Raw genomic sequence first — 16,681 nt, forward strand, 5'->3', positions numbered from 1 at the left:
CAATGATGGATAACGATATTAATATTCTCTGGAAAGAAATTGTTCAGGACCTGAGCACCGTCTCTGCTTTGTGGCAGCTGTTTGTATTTGCTTTGATTTTGGGTGTCAGTGGTTTGCTGAACCTGCATCTGCGCAAGCAAATTGCAGCAGGCAAAGTGAACACTGTTTACAAAATGCTGCTGGGAGGCATTGAGCGCCTGTTTTTTCCCTTTGTCGCTTTTCTGTTGCTGGTGGTTGCACGCTATTCGCTTGAAAGCTTTATGCATGTCGGTTTGTTGCGACTCGCCGCGCGCATGTTGCTGGCCATGGTGATTATCCGTAGCCTGGTCTATGTGTTGCGTTACGTATTCTCGCCCAGTGCCTGGTTGCACTCGTTTGAGCGCGTCATCGCATGGTGCGTATGGGTCGTGGTGGCGTTGCATATCAGCGGCTTCCTCGATCCGGCCCTGCAGATTCTGGAAGATGTGCAATTCAGCGTTGGCAAGCAAAAGTTGAATCTGTTATTACTGATTCAGGGCGGGCTCACCATTGTGATCACCATGTTGGTCGCTTTGTGGTTAAGTCGCATGATAGAGCTGCGGCTGATGGCCTCGGAAAATATTAATAGTAACTGGCGTGTCATTATGGTCAAGCTGGTGCGCATGGTGGCCATTGTCATCGCATTGCTGATGTCGATGGCCGCTGTCGGCATTGATGTCACCATGCTGTCGGTATTTGGTGGTGCGCTTGGTGTAGGGCTTGGCTTTGGTTTGCAGAAGATCGCCAGCAACTATGTGAGTGGTTTTATTATCCTTATGGATAAGTCGCTGCATATGGGCGATATTGTGACGATTCGCGGTTACTATGGCATCGTCAAAGAGTTGCGTTCGCGTTATATCGTTTTACGCAAGCTGGATGGAACTGAATTCATCATTCCTAACGAAACGATGATCACGGATGTGGTGATTAATCATACTTCTGCAGCCCATAAAGCGAAGGTGCCTGTTTTAGTCCAAATCTCTTATGAAAGTGATCTGGATTTGGCCATCAAGCTATTGCAAGAGATTGGTCGGTCACATGAGCGTACACTCAGGGATGAAGCTGCTGTGGAGGTGATTATTAAATCATTCGGCCAGAATGGCATTGATTTACAGTTGGCGGTAGGGGTGCTTAATCCAGAGGAGGCGACCGCCAAGCTGCAGAGTGAGGTCTATTACGAGATTTGGCAGCGCTTTAAAGCGAATAATATTCAGATCCCATACCCACAGCAGGATGTGCGTATTATTTCCGGTCAGGCAGCTTTAAATCTGGCTTCAGAATAATGGGAAGGTTGGTATAGCGACCAAAATAAAAAAGCCTGCAATCGCAGGCTTTTTTATTAATGCTGGAAACTGAAATTATTTCAATTTAGTTTCTTTGTACATCACATGCTTACGAGCAACTGGGTCAAATTTCTTGATCTCCATTTTCTCAGGCATAGTACGTTTGTTTTTTGTGGTGGTATAGAAATGACCTGTACCAGCACTGGATTCCAATTTGATTTTTTCACGCATGATATTGTCCTTTTATCGACTAATGTCGCGAGTTAGATTTTTTCGCCAGCAGAGCGCAAATCAGCTAACACAGCGTCGATACCATTTTTGTCGATCGTACGCAAAGCGGCGTTAGTAATGCGCAGGCTTACCCAGCGGTTTTCGCTCTCAACCCAAAACTTACGGTTTTGCAAGTTAGGCAAGAAACGACGTCTTGTTTTGTTTTGTGCGTGAGAAACATTGTTGCCCACCATTGGTTTTTTACCGGTTACCTGACATACACGTGCCATGGTTATCTCCAAATACTTTTATCTTTTCAGAAAGAGCGAGATTATAGATTGAATCGGATACACAAATCAAGCGATTATTGTAATTTTTCAAATAATTAGTGCTTGCCCGTGCTGCCAAAGCCACCTTCGCCCCGTTCGCTGCTGGTGAATTCGTCCACAATATGAAAATCTGCCTGTACTACAGGCACAATCACCATCTGCGCTACTCGTTCCATCGGGTTCAGAATAAACGGCTCTTTGCTGCGGTTCCAGCAAGAAACCAGTAATTGTCCCTGATAGTCCGAATCAATCAGCCCCACCAGGTTGCCAAGCACGATGCCGTGCTTATGACCCAAGCCGGAGCGCGGCAGAATCATGGCGGCATAATAAGCATTGTCGATATGAATCGCCATGCCGGTTGGAATCATGATGGTCTCGCCCGGCTGTATGGTTTGTGTATGCTCAATACAGGCACGTAAATCCAGGCCAGCAGAACCTGGTGTCGCATAGTTGGGCATCATGTGATGCAGGCGGGGGTCAAGAATCTTGAGGTCTACGGTAATCGACATGCTGCATACTCCAGAAAAATATTGCGCTATTAAACACGAAATATGGCCGAAAATCACTACGCGCGATAAGCAGCCATAATAAAAAAGCCAGCGGAGGCTGGCTTTTTTATTAATGCAAAGATTAGAACTTGTATTGCGCGCTCAGGCCAAGCAAATAGTTGCGGCCAGCGGCAGGTTCGAAGAAGCGCAAATTGGCGTCATTGACGCGGATTGCGCCGATGTATTCACGATCGAACATATTTTCTATGCGGATATACTCTCTGAATGACCAGTGTGAGAGTGTTTGCTCAAAGCCTGCACGCATGTTGAATATCGTATATGACGATGCGCTATCAGAGTTGAGGTCGTCAACATACACTTTGCTGTTATAGCGGCCTTCCAAAGCGCTATAGAAACCAAGTGGCGCATATTTCCAGGCAACTTCACCATAAAGTTGGTTGCGATAGGTGCCTGGAATTTTATTGCCGGACTCCACGGTTCTGGTTGCGCCGGAGGAGGTGATGTAACTAAAGTCAGAGTCAAACTCTGCATCCAGGACGCTGTAAGACAGGTAGGTTGAAATATTGTTATCAAACTGGCTGTTCAGTGATAGCTCCACACCCTTGCGTTTAGTTTGTTTGGCGTTACCGTAGATGCTTCTGTTGGCAGCGCTAGTTTCGCGCAATACGATTTCATCATCAGTATCAATTTTAAACACACTGATTGTTGCCAGAGTGTCATCATTTAAATACGCCTTGGCACCCACCTCATAGTTCTGGCTTTTGCTGGACTTTAAATTAAGATTAGGCGCGCCATTCGTGGTTGCGTCGTAGGCGGCTTCAATAAATGTGGGTGTCTCAAAACCTTTACCGTAGTTCGCATATAAGTTAAAGGTAGGGGTAACTTTCCATACAATGCCCGCAACAGGGTTGGTTTTTTCGTAGGAAACATTGCCGCTATTGTTACCATTGTTACCAGTCCCAGTCAGAAAACGGTCTTTAACCTCTAGATTAACTTTTGTTCGTCTCAAGCCCGCGTGGATATCAATGGATTCTGTAGCTGAAAGCATGCCTTGAACATAGCGATCATAGTTCGTTGAGATGTTGTCTTCATCTCTATTTAAGGCATTGTTCGCGTTGTTTGCAACCGAAGTACTTCTTTTGACGCCGCCATCTGTATTGATATCCAAGCGGGTGTCGGTTGACTTTCCGTAATTCGCACCGATGTAGAAGTTATATTTCTTGCCAAACACTTCACCATGATTGTTCCAGCGCAAGTCTGTGCCCCAGAATTCGCGTGAAATTTGGCTAGCACGGCCTACACTAGTCGTTGCGCTGGTCGAGAGGTACTGCAGATTCTCTCTGGTGCCTACGTAGTTTACAAAGTTAATTGAGTTGTTTTCATTAAAGGCATGCTCCAAGTTAAAGCCAACTTGGGTATGGCTGCGGCTCACTCTGGTGTCTGCGCGTAATGCACTGTTGGGCACAGCCTTGGGATTGTTGAATGCGGATGGATCATTAGCGGTTGCGACACGAGGTAATCCAAGTGGATCTTGAGCGTCTTGCTGGAACCAGTTAACCAGCGTAGTCAGTTTGGTGTCTTCTGTAATATTAAATTTGAATTTTGCCGTCGCCATTTGCTTGTCGCTAGTGCTATGGTTGCGGTATCCATCCGAGCTGAAGTTCGAAATATTGAGCATGTATTCCATACCTTCATATTGACCAGCAGCTTCCATGATTTCACGTTTAGTATCGTAACTGCCAAACATGGTGGTTGCCCCTAATGTCGGTGTTGCAGGCGCATTTCTTGTAAACATTTGAATCACACCGCCGGACGAGTTGCCGTACAGGGACGAGAACGGGCCACGCATCACTTCTATGCTTTTAATCGATGACAAGTCGACAACGCCCGGTTGGCCTTGGCCATCGGGCATGGTGAGAGGAATGCCGTCGACATAGACGCGTACACCGCGTACCCCAAAAGATGAGCGTGAGCCGAAGCCGCGGCTGGAAATTTGCGGGTCCTGTGCTTGTTGGGTACGGTTTTGTGCCGTGATGCCAGGTACGCGAATCAGGCTTTCGGACAAGTTCATTTGCAGTTGGCCGTCTTTGATATTTTTTTGCTCAACCACATCAATGGCGACAGGCAAGTCGAAGCTGTTTTGTGCCTGGCGGGTCGCGGTGACAACTACCGGCGAAAGGGTGAGTGTTTGTTCTTCATCCGCCATGGCTTGCGGCAGGTTGGCAAAGGCAGCAGAAATGGCGATGTATAGGGGCGTAAAACGAGGTGCGCGCATTGTAATTCTCAGTGCTAAAAATAGACTGCGCGATTGTAAGCTGAGTGTAAGCTTGGGCGGCTCAGTATTTTCATGAAAATACTGAGAATGACCGATTTAATTGGCGTTAATCAAATTGGCTTTTAAGGTGCGTTAAGAGTTTGAATGCAATGTTAATTTTATCGTCGCTGTCGAATGCATGTTCACCAGATGCATCTATGATGGTGACTGCATTTTGATCACTGCCCATGGCACTATTGGCGTGATTGGCCACGATCATGGGTATGCGTTTTGCCAGTCTTTTTTGCTTGGCATAATCAAGCACTTGTTCTGTTTCTGCCGCGAAGCCGACGCAATAGGGTGGGTTGGGTAAAGAGGCGACATCCGCCAGAATGTCTTTGTTCTTTATGAGTTTCACCGTAAGTGTTTCCTCACTTTTTTTGATTTTTTGCTCAGCAGAAACATCCGGTCTGTAGTCAGCAACGGCAGCGACACCTATAAATATGTCCTGGCTGGCAATATGTTGCATCACTGTTTGGTACATGTCCTGCGCGCTGCTGGCAAAGTAGGCGTGGCTGGTTGCCGGGCGCGTGGCACTGGCGTGGCCGTGCACCAGGGTGACTTCTGCGCCCATGCGCATAGCGACCTGCGCCAGGGAATAGCCCATTTTTCCGCTGCTCAGGTTGGTGAGGCCGCGTACCGGGTCCAGTTTTTCCAGTGTGGCACCCGCCGTGATCATGATTTTCTTGCCTGCTAACAGCTTAGGCGTAAAAAAACTGTTTAACGCTTCCAGCAGGTCTTCTGGTTCCAGCATCCGGCCTTGGCCCACCTCACCGCAAGCCTGCTCGCCGCTATCGGGGCCTAATGTGGTGATGCCGTCCTGCTGCAATTGCACGATGTTACGCTGTGTCGCCGGGTTCTCCCACATTTGCCGGTTCATTGCTGGTGCGACCAGAAGTGGGCACTCACGTGCAAGGCATAAGGTGGAGAGTAAATCGTTGGCAAAACCATGTGCCAGTTTGGCGATAAAGTCTGCACTGGCAGGCGCCACTAAAATCGCATCCGCTTTGCGGCTGAGCTCTATGTGTGGCATGCCGTTGGGAATACGCTGATCCCAGCTATCGACAAACACCGGGTTGCCGGACAGCGCCTGTAATGTTGTGGGGGTGATGAAGTGGGTCGCTGCTTCTGTCATCACCACTTGTACGCTATGGCCTTGTTTGACCAGTAAGCGAACCAGTTCTGCCGTCTTGTAGGCGGCAATGCCGCCAGTCACGCCTAGCAGTAGATGACGAGAATGTGAGTGCGTTGGAATCATGGCTGCATTTTAACTGTAAAGCGTCTGCAATTGCCATTTCTCGGCTATGTGGCCTTTTCTTTAAAAATGTTAACATTGAGTCATCAATGAGGTGGGGCGCATGATAAAGTTAGTCAGGATTCTTTTCTGGGTGGTTGTGGTGCTGACTGCATTGATGCAGCTGTGGCAAGAGTATCAAACCCTGCAATGGCGCAAGCCTTTGAATGTGGCGGTGTACCCGATCAATGCCGATGGTACGCCTGTGGTGGATGCCTATATTGCCAGTTTGCGTGAGCAGGATTTCGACATGATTGCGCAGTTTTTCTCGCGCGAAGCCTTGAAATACCAATTGCCTTTGCGTCGCCCGGTGACGATTTACTTGGGCCCTGAAGTTCACGATATCCCGCCTGCGCCGCCAGCGGTCAATGGCCAGTTACTGGATATTATCCTGTGGAGCCTCAAGTTCAGGTGGTTTAGCTGGGGCCATCAGCCTGAGGTCGGTGTGCCTGTTGATATCAAGCTGTATCTGTTGTATCACGACCCATCCCAACATCGCCGTTTATTACATTCCACCGCTTTGCACAAAGGCCGGATTGGCCGTGTGAATCTGTTTGCTGAAAACAGTCAGCATGCCACCAATGCCGTCATTATCAGCCATGAGTTGCTGCATACCTTGAGTGCCTCGGATAAATATGATTTGAATACCAGCCTGCCTGTGTTCCCGCAAGGGTATGCCGAGCCTTATGCGCAACCGCTTTATCCTCAGGCTATGGCCGAAGTGATGGCAGGCAAGGTGCCGCAAACCGCACAAAAAGCGAGCATGGCCAAAGGCCTGGACGCCGTAGTGATCGGTAGGCCAACCGCGCGTGAAATTGGCTGGTCAAAGTAAACGGGAGGCGCGATGGCAATCACCGATTGGCCAGAACAGGAACGACCACGCGAGAAACTATTGCGTGCAGGTGCGACAGCCTTGTCTGACGCAGAGTTGCTGGCTATTTTTCTGCGTGTCGGTATGGCAGGCAAAACCGCTGTGGACCTGGCGCGTGACCTGTTACAGCATTTTCAAAGCCTGAATGGTGTGTTTTCGGCAGATGTTCAACAGATGACAGCGGTCCCTGGCATGGGGGTGAGCAAATACTGCCAGTTGCAGGCGGTGCTTGAGATGAGCAAGCGTGCGCTGGGTGAAACTTTGCAGCAAAAAGATAGTTTTCGCTCGCCCACTCAGGTCAAAGACTATTTGCAGTTGCAATTGTCGCACCTGCAACGTGAGGTGTTCGGCATTATGTTTCTGGATGCGCAGAATCGCCTGATTGCTTATGAAACTTTGTTTGAAGGCAGTTTGATGCAAACCAGTGTCTATCCGCGAGAAGTCGTGAAGCGCGCGCTGGCCTTAAACGCGGCGGCCCTGATCTTGAGTCACAACCATCCTGGCGGCGCGGCGGTGCCCAGTCGTGCCGATGAGCAATTGACCATCAGTTTGAAAGACGCTTTAAACCTAGTGGATATCAAGGTGCTGGATCACATTATTGTGGCCAAGCAGGAAACGTTTTCGTTTAGTGAGCGGGGATTGATTTGAGATGTGCAGGCAGGGAGGTGGTGGGTGCTAACGGGGTCGAACCGCTGACATTCGCCTTGTAAGGGCGACGCTCTACCAACTGAGCTAAGCACCCGTGCCTTGCAACGAAGGCCGCATTATACCGAAACTCTTTTTTCCTGCAAGAGCTCGCAAAGAAATTATTGGAGGTTTGTGAGAAGGGCGGTGAGCGGGCAGCTTTAAACCGTCAATCGTTTGGTGATATTGATTAATTGCAGTGAAATGTCGGCCATGCCTGTTTTACGCTTGTCTGCCATCTCTGAGAGTAAAGAATACGCTTGTTCTTCACTCAGGTCGCGCTGATGCATCAAAATCTCTTTGGCGGAGTCGACCAGTTTCTGGTCTTCTGTGCTCAGGATGATGTGCGGTCTGGGGAAAGCTGAAGCTGACATGTTGGGGGCTGCGGGTCTCATTGCTTAATCATGGAAAAAGGTCCTATTACGGTTTAGCAATCTGCATGCCAATTGGTGAGTTTTTGTTAATATGATGATTTTAAACAATAATTCTCCTGATTTGGATGGTGGTGTACGCGTGAGCTTGGTGATGTTTGTGCACCACGGCAGTGCCGTTGCACCACAGCAACAGATGTTAGCAGGCAATGCTGTTTTTGCGCACGGAGAGCCTTTTTGTTACAGTGCAAATCATTAAAAAAACAGGAAAGAATTCCATCATTATGAAAGCTTTTTGGAGTCGTGCAGGCTGGGCCAGTTTGGCCTTGTTGGGGGCAGCTGCGTTGGCGCATGTGGCCATGGCGCGCGGGGAGACATTAAATGCACTGTGGCTGATTACGGCCGCAGTGTGTGTGTATTTGATTGCTTATCGCTTTTACTCGGCCTGGATTGCGGCCAATGTGCTCGCTATTGATACTACGCGGGCGACACCGGCGGAGCGCTTAAACAATGGGCGCGATTATGTGCCGACCAATCGCTGGGTGGTGTTTGGTCACCATTTTGCCGCGATTGCCGGGCCTGGGCCATTGGTCGGGCCAACCCTGGCGGCGCAATTTGGTTATTTGCCGGGCACTTTGTGGATATTGATCGGTGCGGTACTGGGCGGCGCTGTGCAAGATATGGTCACGCTGTTTTTGTCTACACGCCGCAATGGCCGCAGCCTGGGGCAGATGGCGCGTGACGAAATTGGCGCCATTGGTGGCACGGCGGCCATGATAGGCACTTTCCTGATCATGATTATCCTGATCGCTGTGCTTGGCCTGGTCGTGGTGAATGCCATGAAGCATAGTCCGTGGGGGACTTCCACCGTGGCGGCTACGATTCCGATTGCCATGCTGGTCGGCGTGTATATGCGCTACCTGCGTCCTGGTCGCGTGCTTGAGGCCTCATTGCTGGGTGTGATTTTATTGCTGGCATCAGTGGTCTTTGGTGGTTGGATAGATCACCACCCTGTGCTTGGTGCACTGTTTGATCATGAGGGTTTGCCGCTGGCGTTTGGTGTGATCGTCTATGGTTTTGCCGCGGCGGTCTTGCCAGTCTGGTTGTTGCTGGCCCCGCGTGATTATTTGTCCACATTCATGAAACTGGGTACGGTATTGATGCTGGCGATTGCGATTTTATGGTTGCGGCCGGAAATCCATATGCCTGCCATCACGCCTTTTATTGATGGCACTGGCCCGATTTTTGGCGGCAAACTCTTCCCGTTCGTGTTTATCACCATTGCCTGTGGCGCCATTTCTGGTTTTCATGCCTTGATCGCCAGCGGCACGACGCCAAAATTGATTACCAGTGAAGGTGATATCCGTATGATCGGCTATGGCGCCATGTTGCTGGAAAGCTTTGTCGCGATCATGGCTATGATCGCCGCCACTGTGCTGGAGCCTGGCGTCTATTTCGCCATTAACAGTCCGGCCGGGGTAGTAGGTAAAGAAGCGCTGGATGCCGTGAATACCATCAGTAGCTGGGGTTATCAGGTGACCGTGGAACAGATGCAACACTTAGCCAGTGCCATGGGCGAAAGCACCTTGTTTGCCCGCACGGGTGGCGCACCCAGCCTTGCCGTCGGCATGGCCAGTATTCTGGGGACGGTGTTTGGCGAGCATTTGCTGGCATTGTGGTATCACTTTGCGATTATGTTCGAAGCCATTTTTATTCTCACCACATTGGATGCTGGTACGCGTGTGGGTCGCTTTATGCTGCAGGATATGTTGGGTAACCTGCATCCCAAGCTGGGTGAGACCTCTTACACGCCTTCGGTGATTCTTACCAGTGCACTGGTGGTAGCTGGCTGGGGCTATTTCCTTTATATCGGCGTCATTGATCCCAATGGTGGCGTCAATATCCTGTGGCCCCTATTTGGCATTGCCAACCAGATGCTGGCGGCGATTGCACTCTCCGTTGCGACCGGCATCCTGATTAAATCAGGTAAGGTGACCAAGGCATGGATCACTGGTTTGCCATTGATCTGGCTACTGGCAATCACCACGACGGCGGCCTATGAAAAAGTCTTCAGTAGTGACATCCGCGTAGGCTTTTTTGCCGCCGCCAATGATTTGTCGCAAAAATTGGCGAGTGGCGTATTGCCACCAGAAAAAGCGGCCGTGGCGCCACAATTAATTTTTAACCAGCAACTGGATGCCTGGTTAACGTTATTTTTCGTGTCCATGCTGTGGGTCGTGGTGCTGGATATGGCCAGAATGAGCCGCCGTTATTTTGCCGGGCAGCCAGTCAGGCCGTCGAGCGAGGCCGCTTATGTTGCCTCGCGCTTGGTGTAAGGAGAGGCAAATGCGCGCTTATTGGTTAAAACAAGCCTGGCAGCGGGTGCGCCAGCTATCCGGCGATGATGCCTATGAGCGTTATCTGGCGCATTATGCAGACGTGCACGCCGGGCAGCCAGGGGCGCATGCGCCGCTTTCACGCGCCGAATTCTTTAAACAGTGGCAAGACCAAAAGTGGACGGGTGTGAAGCGCTGCTGTTAGATAATCGCTCCTTAAAGGTTGCCTGAATGTAACAAACCTGTTTCAGGCGCGCATGCGGCTGCGGATTCAGTTAAAATAATATTTTAACGACAATCCTAGTATTTCTCATGCCTAAATACCGTTCTCACACGACCACGCAAGGTCGTAACATGGCTGGTGCTCGCGCGTTGTGGCGTGCCACCGGTATGAAAGATGAAGACTTCTCCAAACCGATTATTGCGGTGGCTAACTCCTTTACGCAATTTGTGCCGGGTCATGTCCATTTGAAGGATATGGGCCAACTGGTCGCCCGTGAAATTGAGAAGGCGGGCGGGGTTGCTAAAGAGTTTAATACCATTGCCGTGGATGACGGTATTGCCATGGGCCATAGCGGCATGCTGTATAGCTTGCCGAGCCGTGACCTGATTGCAGACAGCGTGGAATACATGGTCAATGCCCACTGTGCCGATGCGCTGGTGTGTATCTCTAACTGTGACAAAATTACCCCTGGTATGCTGATGGCCGCCTTGCGCCTGAATATCCCTGTGGTGTTCGTGTCTGGCGGCCCGATGGAAGCCGGTAAAGTGAACTGGCAAGGCAATGTGCGTAAGCTGGACCTGGTGGATGCCATGGTAGAAGCGGCTGATAGTCATGTCAGCGATGCTGAAGTGGCTGAGATCGAGCGTTCTGCCTGTCCTACCTGTGGCTCTTGTTCAGGTATGTTTACCGCTAACTCCATGAACTGCTTGACCGAGGCGCTGGGCTTAAGCTTGCCAGGTAACGGTTCTACGCTGGCGACGCATGCAGCACGCAAGCAATTATTTTTGCAGGCAGGTCGCCTGATTGTGGAGCTGGCCAAGCGCCATTATGAGCAAGATGATTACAGCGTATTGCCGCGTAGCATTGCGACCATGCAGGCATTTGAAAATGCCATGAGTCTGGATGTGGCCATGGGCGGTTCAACCAATACCGTGCTGCATTTGCTGGCAGCTGCGCATGAAGCGGGTGTGGATTTCACCATGAAAGACATAGACCGTATTTCACGCCAGGTGCCTTGCGTGTCTAAAGTTGCCCCGGCAACCAGCAAATATCATATGGAAGATGTGCATCGTGCCGGTGGTGTGATGGGCATTTTGGCGGAACTCAATCGTGCCGGTGTCATCCATACTGATGTGCCAACCGTTCATAGTCCTAGTATGGGCGCCGCACTGGCAAAATGGGACATCGTCACCACGCAAGATGAAGAAGTGAAAAAGTTTTTCCGTGCCGCGCCTGGTGGCGTTGCGACCACGATTGCCTTTAGTCAGAGTATGTTATGGCCTGAGCTGGATGATGACCGCGAAAATGGTTGTATCCGTAACAAAGCGCATGCTTACTCACAGGATGGTGGTTTGGCCGTGCTCTACGGCAATATTGCACTGGATGGCTGTATTGTCAAAACGGCAGGCGTGGATGACAGCATCCTTAAATTTAACGGTCGTGCCCGTGTGTTCGAGAGTCAGGATGCCGCAGTAGAAAGCATTTTGAATGATGAAATCGTCGCCGGTGATGTGGTGGTAATTCGTTATGAAGGTCCACGCGGCGGTCCTGGCATGCAAGAGATGCTGTACCCCACTTCGTACCTGAAGTCTAAAGGCTTGGGCAAAGCGTGTGCCTTGCTCACGGATGGCCGTTTTTCGGGCGGTACCTCGGGTTTGAGTATTGGCCATGCGTCGCCGGAAGCGGCTGAGGGTGGTGCGATTGGCCTGGTGCAAGAAGGCGATGCGATTGAGATTGATATCCCGAACCGGACGATACACCTGGTCATTAGTGACGAGGAAATGGCACATCGCCGTGGTCAGATGGATGCCAAAGGCAGGGATGCCTGGAAGCCATTGAACCGCGAACGTGTGGTTTCGCCAGCTTTGCGCGCCTATGCCGCCATGAGTACCAGCGCTGCCAAAGGTGCGGTGCGTGATGTAGCGCAGATTGAGAGAGGGAAGTAATGAGCGACGAATGTAGTCTCCTGGCCAAAAGCATGGAAATGACCAAGCGCATGACATTGCACGCGCATGTCACCCAATGGCAGGACGAAAATGGTTTGCAGTACCTGGAAATTGATAACCCATTGGCGACTGGCAAGATTGCCTTGCAAGGCGCGCATGTCATGCAATGGCAACCCAAGTTTCTGGCCAATCCGGTATTGTGGCTCTCCAGCAATGCGCGTTATGTCAAAGGTCGTTCCATCCGTGGCGGTACGCCTATCTGCTGGCCATGGTTCGGTGCACATCCTACTGACAGCACGTTGTGCCCACATGGCTTTGCACGTGTCATTCCCTGGCGCGTGATGGATATTGACGCGACGCCTACCGGCGCCACGCGCATTATTCTCGAAATGCAGCAAACGCCAGAAGCGCAGCGCCAACTATCTTATCCCTATGAGCTGACACTGACCATTACCATTGGTCGCCGTTTGCGCATCGATTTGGCCACCACCAACCTGGCTGAGCATCCGTTTGTGATCAGTGAAGCCTTCCACACCTACTTTAATGTTAGCGATTTATCGAACGTTAAAATCACTGGCATGCAAGACCTGGTCTATCTGGACAAGCTACTCAAGTACGAGCGCAATGTGGAGCACAACGCGCTGACATTTGACGGTAAAGAATATGACCGTGTCTATGTGCATCACAGCTCTGATTGTGCCATTCATGACAGCGGCTTCAACCGCATTATCCATGTCTCCAAGTCTGGCAGTGATACCACCGTCGTGTGGAACCCGGGTGCTGAAAAAGCCGGTGCCATGGGCGATATGGGCGTGGGCGATGAATGGCGCAAAACTATTTGTGTGGAAACCACCAATGCCATGGACAACATGGTGGTGATTAACCCGGGACGTAAGCATGTCCTCAGTGCGGAATACTCGATCGAGACCTTGTAACGTTATTGTGACGCGTGTCAACCGTAGCGTTGCACGTGCGTTTTTAGCTTGTTGGCAAAACGCCAAACCGGTTGAAATTATGTGAATCACCGTTGGTTTTAACGGTTTTTCTATTGTAGATTTTGACTGGTCAGGTAATATGCCACATGCATGAGAATTGCATTACGGGGTTCTATTTGTTTAGAGGATATTCAAGGAGATCGCATGAAAGTTTTATTATCCGCAATCGCAGCAGCGACTTTGTTGATGGCTGGTTCAGCACAAGCTGCAGACGCAGCAGCGGCTAAAGCATTGGCTCAAAAAAGTGGTTGTTTGGCATGTCACAGTGTTGATGCAAAAGTATTGGGCCCAGCATACAAAGATGTTGCTGCCAAATACAAAGGCGACAAAACTGCTGAAGCTAAATTGATTGAAAAAGTGAAAAAAGGTGGCGCTGGTGTTTGGGGTAATATCCCTATGCCTGCAAACAGCCCACAAGTGAAAGACGAAGACATCAAAACCATCGTTGAGTGGGTATTGTCTCTGTAATTTCAGCTTCGCTGTGATTCGAAAAAGCCGACTTGTTAGTCGGCTTTTTTATTGTCACTTATGCGCGTAATTTGCTGTGTCGCAATGAGTAGGCAAAGTAAAAGATGACGCCTACGATTGCCCAGGTGATAAAACGGTGCCAGGTTTCTGCGGGCAAAAACGAAATCAGTGCCGCGCATGAAACGATGCCGCCAACCGGGATCAGTGGGTTAAACGGATTCTTGAATGGCCGCGCGAGCTCAGGGTGGGTTTTGCGTAAGCGCATAACGCCAAAGCACACCATGATAAAGCTGGCCAGCGTGCCAATATTGACGGTTTCGGCCAGCTCCCCCAGGGGGATAAAGCCTGCTACGATAGACACGACGATGCCGCACATCAGGATAATTTTACTTGGGGTTTGGCGCTCAGGATTGACTGCTGAAAAAATGGGCGAAATCAAACCGTCGCGGCTCATGGCAAATAAAATACGCGTCAGGCCATAGAGCAGTACCAGTAACACCGTAATCAGCCCGGCCAATACGCCAGTCGCGACCAGTGTGGATGACCAGGTGTAACCCAGCTTGGTCAGGGCATAGGCCACCGGGGACGACGTGTTGAGCTCCGTATAAGGAATCACGCCAGTCAGTGTGCCAGACACAATGATATAAATGATGGTGCAAAAGGTCAGCGATGCAATCAAGCCGATGGGCAGGTCGCGTTGCGGTTGCTGGCATTCTTCCGCCGCAGTAGAGACGGCATCAAAGCCAAAATAAGCAAAAAATACCAGTGAAGCACCTGCCAGTACGCCAATATTCTTACCATTATCCAGCGTTTCAAACCAGCCGAATGGCATAAATGGTTGCCAGTTGGTCGTACTGATATGGCCGACAGACAAGGCCAGGAAGATGGCAATGGTGGAGAGTTTGATGATCACCATGATGTTGTTGGCGCGCGCACTTTCCTTGACGCCGACCATCAGTAGCAAGGTCAATATCCAGATAATGGCAAAGGCAGGCAGGTTAATCGACCCACCAAGCACGGGTGCTTTGGTTAGATGCTCTGGCATTTGCCAGCCGAGGTTACTCAAGGTGTTTACAAAATAGCCGGACCAGCCATTGGCCACGGCGGCGGCGCCTACGCCGTATTCCAGCAATAGCATCCAGCCCATCATCCAGGCGGCAAACTCACCAAACGCCACGTAGCTGTAACCGTATGCGCTGCCGGAGCCGCCAATGGACGACGAGAGTTCTGCATAAGACAGCGCGGCAAATCCCGCAGCGACGGCAGCAATAATGAATGAAAGTACGACAGCAGGGCCAGATTGCGTGGCGGCGGCGATGCCTGTGAGTACAAAGATACCAGTACCGATGGCGCCGCCTATGCCTAATAAGGCCAGGTCAAAGGCGGTTAAACATTTTTTGAGGCCGGTGTGCGCATGTGGTTGAATTGGTTTTTTGCGCAATAATTGTTCTAACATTGATTGATTCTCCCCTTATCCGCCTAGGGTAAAGCAATCGTTGTACCAGCGTCAATGCTGGAGAGAAATTAGCTGGCGTAATGTTGCTGCAATGTGGCAATCATGTAGCTGTGGTCTAGCACGCCTGCGCTTTCGCGGATGCTGTGCATGGCCCACATCGGGTTACCGACATCCGCCGTGGCAATGCCCAGTTGCGCCGCCATGATGGGACCTATGGTGCTGCCGCAACCCAAGTCAGTGCGGTGTGCATATTGCTGGTGCGGCACCTGTGCTTGCTCACATAGCTGGATAAAGCGCGCGGCAGTGACGGCATTGGTGCTGTAGCGCTGGTTGGCGTTGGTTTTAATGACCGGCCCGTGATTGATTTGCACGTGGTGGCAGGGCTCATAACTGCCCGCATGGTTAGGGTGAAAAGCATGCGCCATATCTGCGCTGATGAAAAAGCTGTTGGCAAAACTGCGCAGCTTGTCTTCTGGCGACAGCCCGCTTGCGTGGCAAAGGCGCTCAATCACATCCAGCAAAAAGCTGCCGCCAGCGCCGGTGGCACTTTCAGAGCCCACCTCTTCGTGATCAAACAATGCACAAATAGCCGTCGCCTGCGGTGTTTCGGTGCTTAATAAGGCCTCTAATGCCGCATGGCAAGAGGCCAGGTTGTCCAGTTGGCTATTGGCGATAAACTCCTGCTCTATGCCCCAGAAGCTACCGGTTTGCGTGTCATATAACGCCAGGTCCCAACTGATAATGGCTTGGGCGGGCACGGCCAGTTTGCCAGCCAGGGTCTCTGTCAATAATTGTCTGGCAGAATCCGTGTTCGCCGCGTGACCAAAAATCAGTGGTAGTCCGGTTTGCTTGTTGAGGGCCAGCCCCTTTTCATTGACCTCGCGGTTCATGTGGATGGCCAGGTTAGGCAGGCGTGCAACAGGCTGGTCCAGTCTGACCAGTCGCGCTTCCATGCCTTGCGCGGTGCGGATGATTACCCGTCCGGCCAGGCTTAAGTCACGGTCAGTAAACGTGGCCAAAATCGGGCCGCCGTAGACCTCTACACCCAGCTGTGCCAGGCCTTCTGTGCTGTAAGCCGCTTTGGGTTTAAGGCGTAAGCCGGGGGAGTCGGTATGCGCACCGACGATGCGGAAACCGCTGTCTGCCATGGCTTGCTGGCCAGCGACAAAAGCAATGATGGAGCCGCCATCGCGTACAACAAAGTACTTTCCGCCAGCCTGGCATTGCCACGCTTCGTTTTCATGCAGGTGTATAAAACCATGCGCTTTGAGTTGCGCGGAAACCGTTTCCACGGCATGCCAGGGGCTGGGGCTGCGATCAATAAACTCCAGCAGTGCTTGCGCTTGTTGTCTGGCTTCTATTGAAACTTGCATG

The 16,681-nt window shown here is 51.0% G+C and carries 17 protein-coding genes and 1 tRNA gene; 9 read left to right on the plus strand and 9 right to left on the minus strand.

What is annotated here, in order from left to right; genetic code table 11:
- The first annotated feature begins 2 nt into the window (after nt 1-2).
- Nucleotides 3-1,301 carry a mechanosensitive ion channel family protein gene (locus INP79_RS02535; protein WP_194752786.1) on the plus strand — a complete coding sequence of 433 codons (1,299 nt, stop codon included), beginning with the start codon at nt 3-5 and terminating at the stop codon, nt 1,299-1,301.
- A 75-nt stretch (nt 1,302-1,376) separates the two neighbouring features.
- On the opposite strand, the gene rpmG is transcribed toward INP79_RS02535, so the two are convergent.
- The 5 genes from rpmG to coaBC form a co-directional block, all read right to left on the minus strand.
- A complete protein-coding gene (gene rpmG, locus INP79_RS02540) occupies nt 1,377-1,532 on the minus strand; it encodes a 50S ribosomal protein L33 (protein ID WP_013441158.1) in 156 nt (51 codons plus the stop codon).
- 32 nt (nt 1,533-1,564) lie between these two features.
- Entirely contained in the window at nt 1,565-1,801 is a 237-nt protein-coding gene (rpmB, locus tag INP79_RS02545; RefSeq protein WP_194752787.1) for a 50S ribosomal protein L28, read from the minus strand.
- A gap of 95 nt (nt 1,802-1,896) precedes the next feature.
- Nucleotides 1,897-2,349, minus strand: coding sequence for a dUTP diphosphatase (dut, locus tag INP79_RS02550; protein ID WP_019881252.1), 453 nt, complete (start codon nt 2,347-2,349; stop codon nt 1,897-1,899).
- A gap of 121 nt (nt 2,350-2,470) precedes the next feature.
- Nucleotides 2,471-4,624, minus strand: coding sequence for a TonB-dependent receptor (locus INP79_RS02555; protein WP_194752788.1), 2,154 nt, complete (start codon nt 4,622-4,624; stop codon nt 2,471-2,473).
- Nucleotides 4,625-4,730: 106 nt separating this feature from the next.
- Nucleotides 4,731-5,921 carry a bifunctional phosphopantothenoylcysteine decarboxylase/phosphopantothenate--cysteine ligase CoaBC gene (gene coaBC / locus INP79_RS02560; RefSeq protein WP_194752789.1) on the minus strand — a complete coding sequence of 397 codons (1,191 nt, stop codon included), beginning with the start codon at nt 5,919-5,921 and terminating at the stop codon, nt 4,731-4,733.
- 100 nt (nt 5,922-6,021) lie between these two features.
- Between coaBC and INP79_RS02565 the strand changes: the two genes are divergently transcribed.
- Nucleotides 6,022-6,789 carry a hypothetical protein gene (locus INP79_RS02565; protein ID WP_194752790.1) on the plus strand — a complete coding sequence of 256 codons (768 nt, stop codon included), beginning with the start codon at nt 6,022-6,024 and terminating at the stop codon, nt 6,787-6,789.
- Nucleotides 6,790-6,801: 12 nt separating this feature from the next.
- Entirely contained in the window at nt 6,802-7,476 is a 675-nt protein-coding gene (radC, locus tag INP79_RS02570) for a DNA repair protein RadC (protein WP_194752791.1), read from the plus strand.
- A gap of 18 nt (nt 7,477-7,494) precedes the next feature.
- Here radC and INP79_RS02575 read toward each other — a convergent pair.
- Nucleotides 7,495-7,570 (minus strand) — tRNA-Val (locus tag INP79_RS02575).
- Between the two features lie 103 nt (nt 7,571-7,673).
- Nucleotides 7,674-7,886 carry an ANTAR domain-containing protein gene (locus tag INP79_RS02580; protein ID WP_194752792.1) on the minus strand — a complete coding sequence of 71 codons (213 nt, stop codon included), beginning with the start codon at nt 7,884-7,886 and terminating at the stop codon, nt 7,674-7,676.
- Nucleotides 7,887-7,977: 91 nt separating this feature from the next.
- Here INP79_RS02580 and INP79_RS02585 point away from each other — a divergent pair, with 91 nt between their 5' ends.
- From INP79_RS02585 to INP79_RS02610, 6 genes are all read left to right on the plus strand, one after another.
- Nucleotides 7,978-8,142 (plus strand): hypothetical protein, encoded by a 165-nt coding sequence (locus INP79_RS02585; RefSeq protein ID WP_194752793.1) that lies wholly within the window; start codon nt 7,978-7,980, stop codon nt 8,140-8,142.
- 25 nt (nt 8,143-8,167) lie between these two features.
- Complete coding sequence (locus INP79_RS02590; RefSeq protein WP_194752794.1) at nt 8,168-10,219, plus strand: carbon starvation CstA family protein; 2,052 nt, start codon at nt 8,168-8,170, stop codon at nt 10,217-10,219.
- Between the two features lie 10 nt (nt 10,220-10,229).
- Complete coding sequence (locus tag INP79_RS02595; protein WP_194752795.1) at nt 10,230-10,424, plus strand: YbdD/YjiX family protein; 195 nt, start codon at nt 10,230-10,232, stop codon at nt 10,422-10,424.
- A 107-nt stretch (nt 10,425-10,531) separates the two neighbouring features.
- Nucleotides 10,532-12,388: a dihydroxy-acid dehydratase gene (ilvD, locus tag INP79_RS02600; RefSeq protein ID WP_194752796.1), complete on the plus strand. Its 1,857-nt coding sequence runs from the start codon at nt 10,532-10,534 to the stop codon at nt 12,386-12,388.
- Nucleotides 12,388-13,323: a D-hexose-6-phosphate mutarotase gene (locus tag INP79_RS02605; protein WP_194752797.1), complete on the plus strand. Its 936-nt coding sequence runs from the start codon at nt 12,388-12,390 to the stop codon at nt 13,321-13,323. Before ilvD ends, INP79_RS02605 begins: the two co-directional genes overlap by 1 nt.
- Nucleotides 13,324-13,527: 204 nt before the next feature.
- Nucleotides 13,528-13,851: a c-type cytochrome gene (locus tag INP79_RS02610; RefSeq protein ID WP_194741069.1), complete on the plus strand. Its 324-nt coding sequence runs from the start codon at nt 13,528-13,530 to the stop codon at nt 13,849-13,851.
- Between the two features lie 58 nt (nt 13,852-13,909).
- On the opposite strand, the gene INP79_RS02615 is transcribed toward INP79_RS02610, so the two are convergent.
- Entirely contained in the window at nt 13,910-15,307 is a 1,398-nt protein-coding gene (locus INP79_RS02615) for an amino acid permease (protein ID WP_194752798.1), read from the minus strand.
- Nucleotides 15,308-15,375: 68 nt separating this feature from the next.
- Entirely contained in the window at nt 15,376-16,680 is a 1,305-nt protein-coding gene (locus INP79_RS02620) for a M18 family aminopeptidase (protein WP_194752799.1), read from the minus strand.
- Nucleotide 16,681 lies beyond the last annotated feature (1 nt).

It is taken from the genome of Methylophilus sp. QUAN (assembly GCF_015354445.1).
GTDB lineage: Bacteria > Pseudomonadota > Gammaproteobacteria > Burkholderiales > Methylophilaceae > Methylophilus.

What these genes read in the sequence shown, in the direction of transcription:
- INP79_RS02535 (WP_194752786.1), top strand. Translation starts at nt 3, where the DNA reads ATGATGGATAACGATATTAATATTCTCTGGAAAGAAATTGTTCAGGAC.
- rpmG (WP_013441158.1), bottom strand. Translation starts at nt 1,532, where the DNA reads ATGCGTGAAAAAATCAAATTGGAATCCAGTGCTGGTACAGGTCATTTC.
- rpmB (WP_194752787.1), bottom strand. Translation starts at nt 1,801, where the DNA reads ATGGCACGTGTATGTCAGGTAACCGGTAAAAAACCAATGGTGGGCAAC.
- dut (WP_019881252.1), bottom strand. Translation starts at nt 2,349, where the DNA reads ATGTCGATTACCGTAGACCTCAAGATTCTTGACCCCCGCCTGCATCAC.
- INP79_RS02555 (WP_194752788.1), bottom strand. Translation starts at nt 4,624, where the DNA reads ATGCGCGCACCTCGTTTTACGCCCCTATACATCGCCATTTCTGCTGCC.
- coaBC (WP_194752789.1), bottom strand. Translation starts at nt 5,921, where the DNA reads ATGATTCCAACGCACTCACATTCTCGTCATCTACTGCTAGGCGTGACT.
- INP79_RS02565 (WP_194752790.1), top strand. Translation starts at nt 6,022, where the DNA reads ATGATAAAGTTAGTCAGGATTCTTTTCTGGGTGGTTGTGGTGCTGACT.
- radC (WP_194752791.1), top strand. Translation starts at nt 6,802, where the DNA reads ATGGCAATCACCGATTGGCCAGAACAGGAACGACCACGCGAGAAACTA.
- INP79_RS02580 (WP_194752792.1), bottom strand. Translation starts at nt 7,886, where the DNA reads ATGTCAGCTTCAGCTTTCCCCAGACCGCACATCATCCTGAGCACAGAA.
- INP79_RS02585 (WP_194752793.1), top strand. Translation starts at nt 7,978, where the DNA reads ATGATGATTTTAAACAATAATTCTCCTGATTTGGATGGTGGTGTACGC.
- INP79_RS02590 (WP_194752794.1), top strand. Translation starts at nt 8,168, where the DNA reads ATGAAAGCTTTTTGGAGTCGTGCAGGCTGGGCCAGTTTGGCCTTGTTG.
- INP79_RS02595 (WP_194752795.1), top strand. Translation starts at nt 10,230, where the DNA reads ATGCGCGCTTATTGGTTAAAACAAGCCTGGCAGCGGGTGCGCCAGCTA.
- ilvD (WP_194752796.1), top strand. Translation starts at nt 10,532, where the DNA reads ATGCCTAAATACCGTTCTCACACGACCACGCAAGGTCGTAACATGGCT.
- INP79_RS02605 (WP_194752797.1), top strand. Translation starts at nt 12,388, where the DNA reads ATGAGCGACGAATGTAGTCTCCTGGCCAAAAGCATGGAAATGACCAAG.
- INP79_RS02610 (WP_194741069.1), top strand. Translation starts at nt 13,528, where the DNA reads ATGAAAGTTTTATTATCCGCAATCGCAGCAGCGACTTTGTTGATGGCT.
- INP79_RS02615 (WP_194752798.1), bottom strand. Translation starts at nt 15,307, where the DNA reads ATGTTAGAACAATTATTGCGCAAAAAACCAATTCAACCACATGCGCAC.
- INP79_RS02620 (WP_194752799.1), bottom strand. Translation starts at nt 16,680, where the DNA reads ATGCAAGTTTCAATAGAAGCCAGACAACAAGCGCAAGCACTGCTGGAG.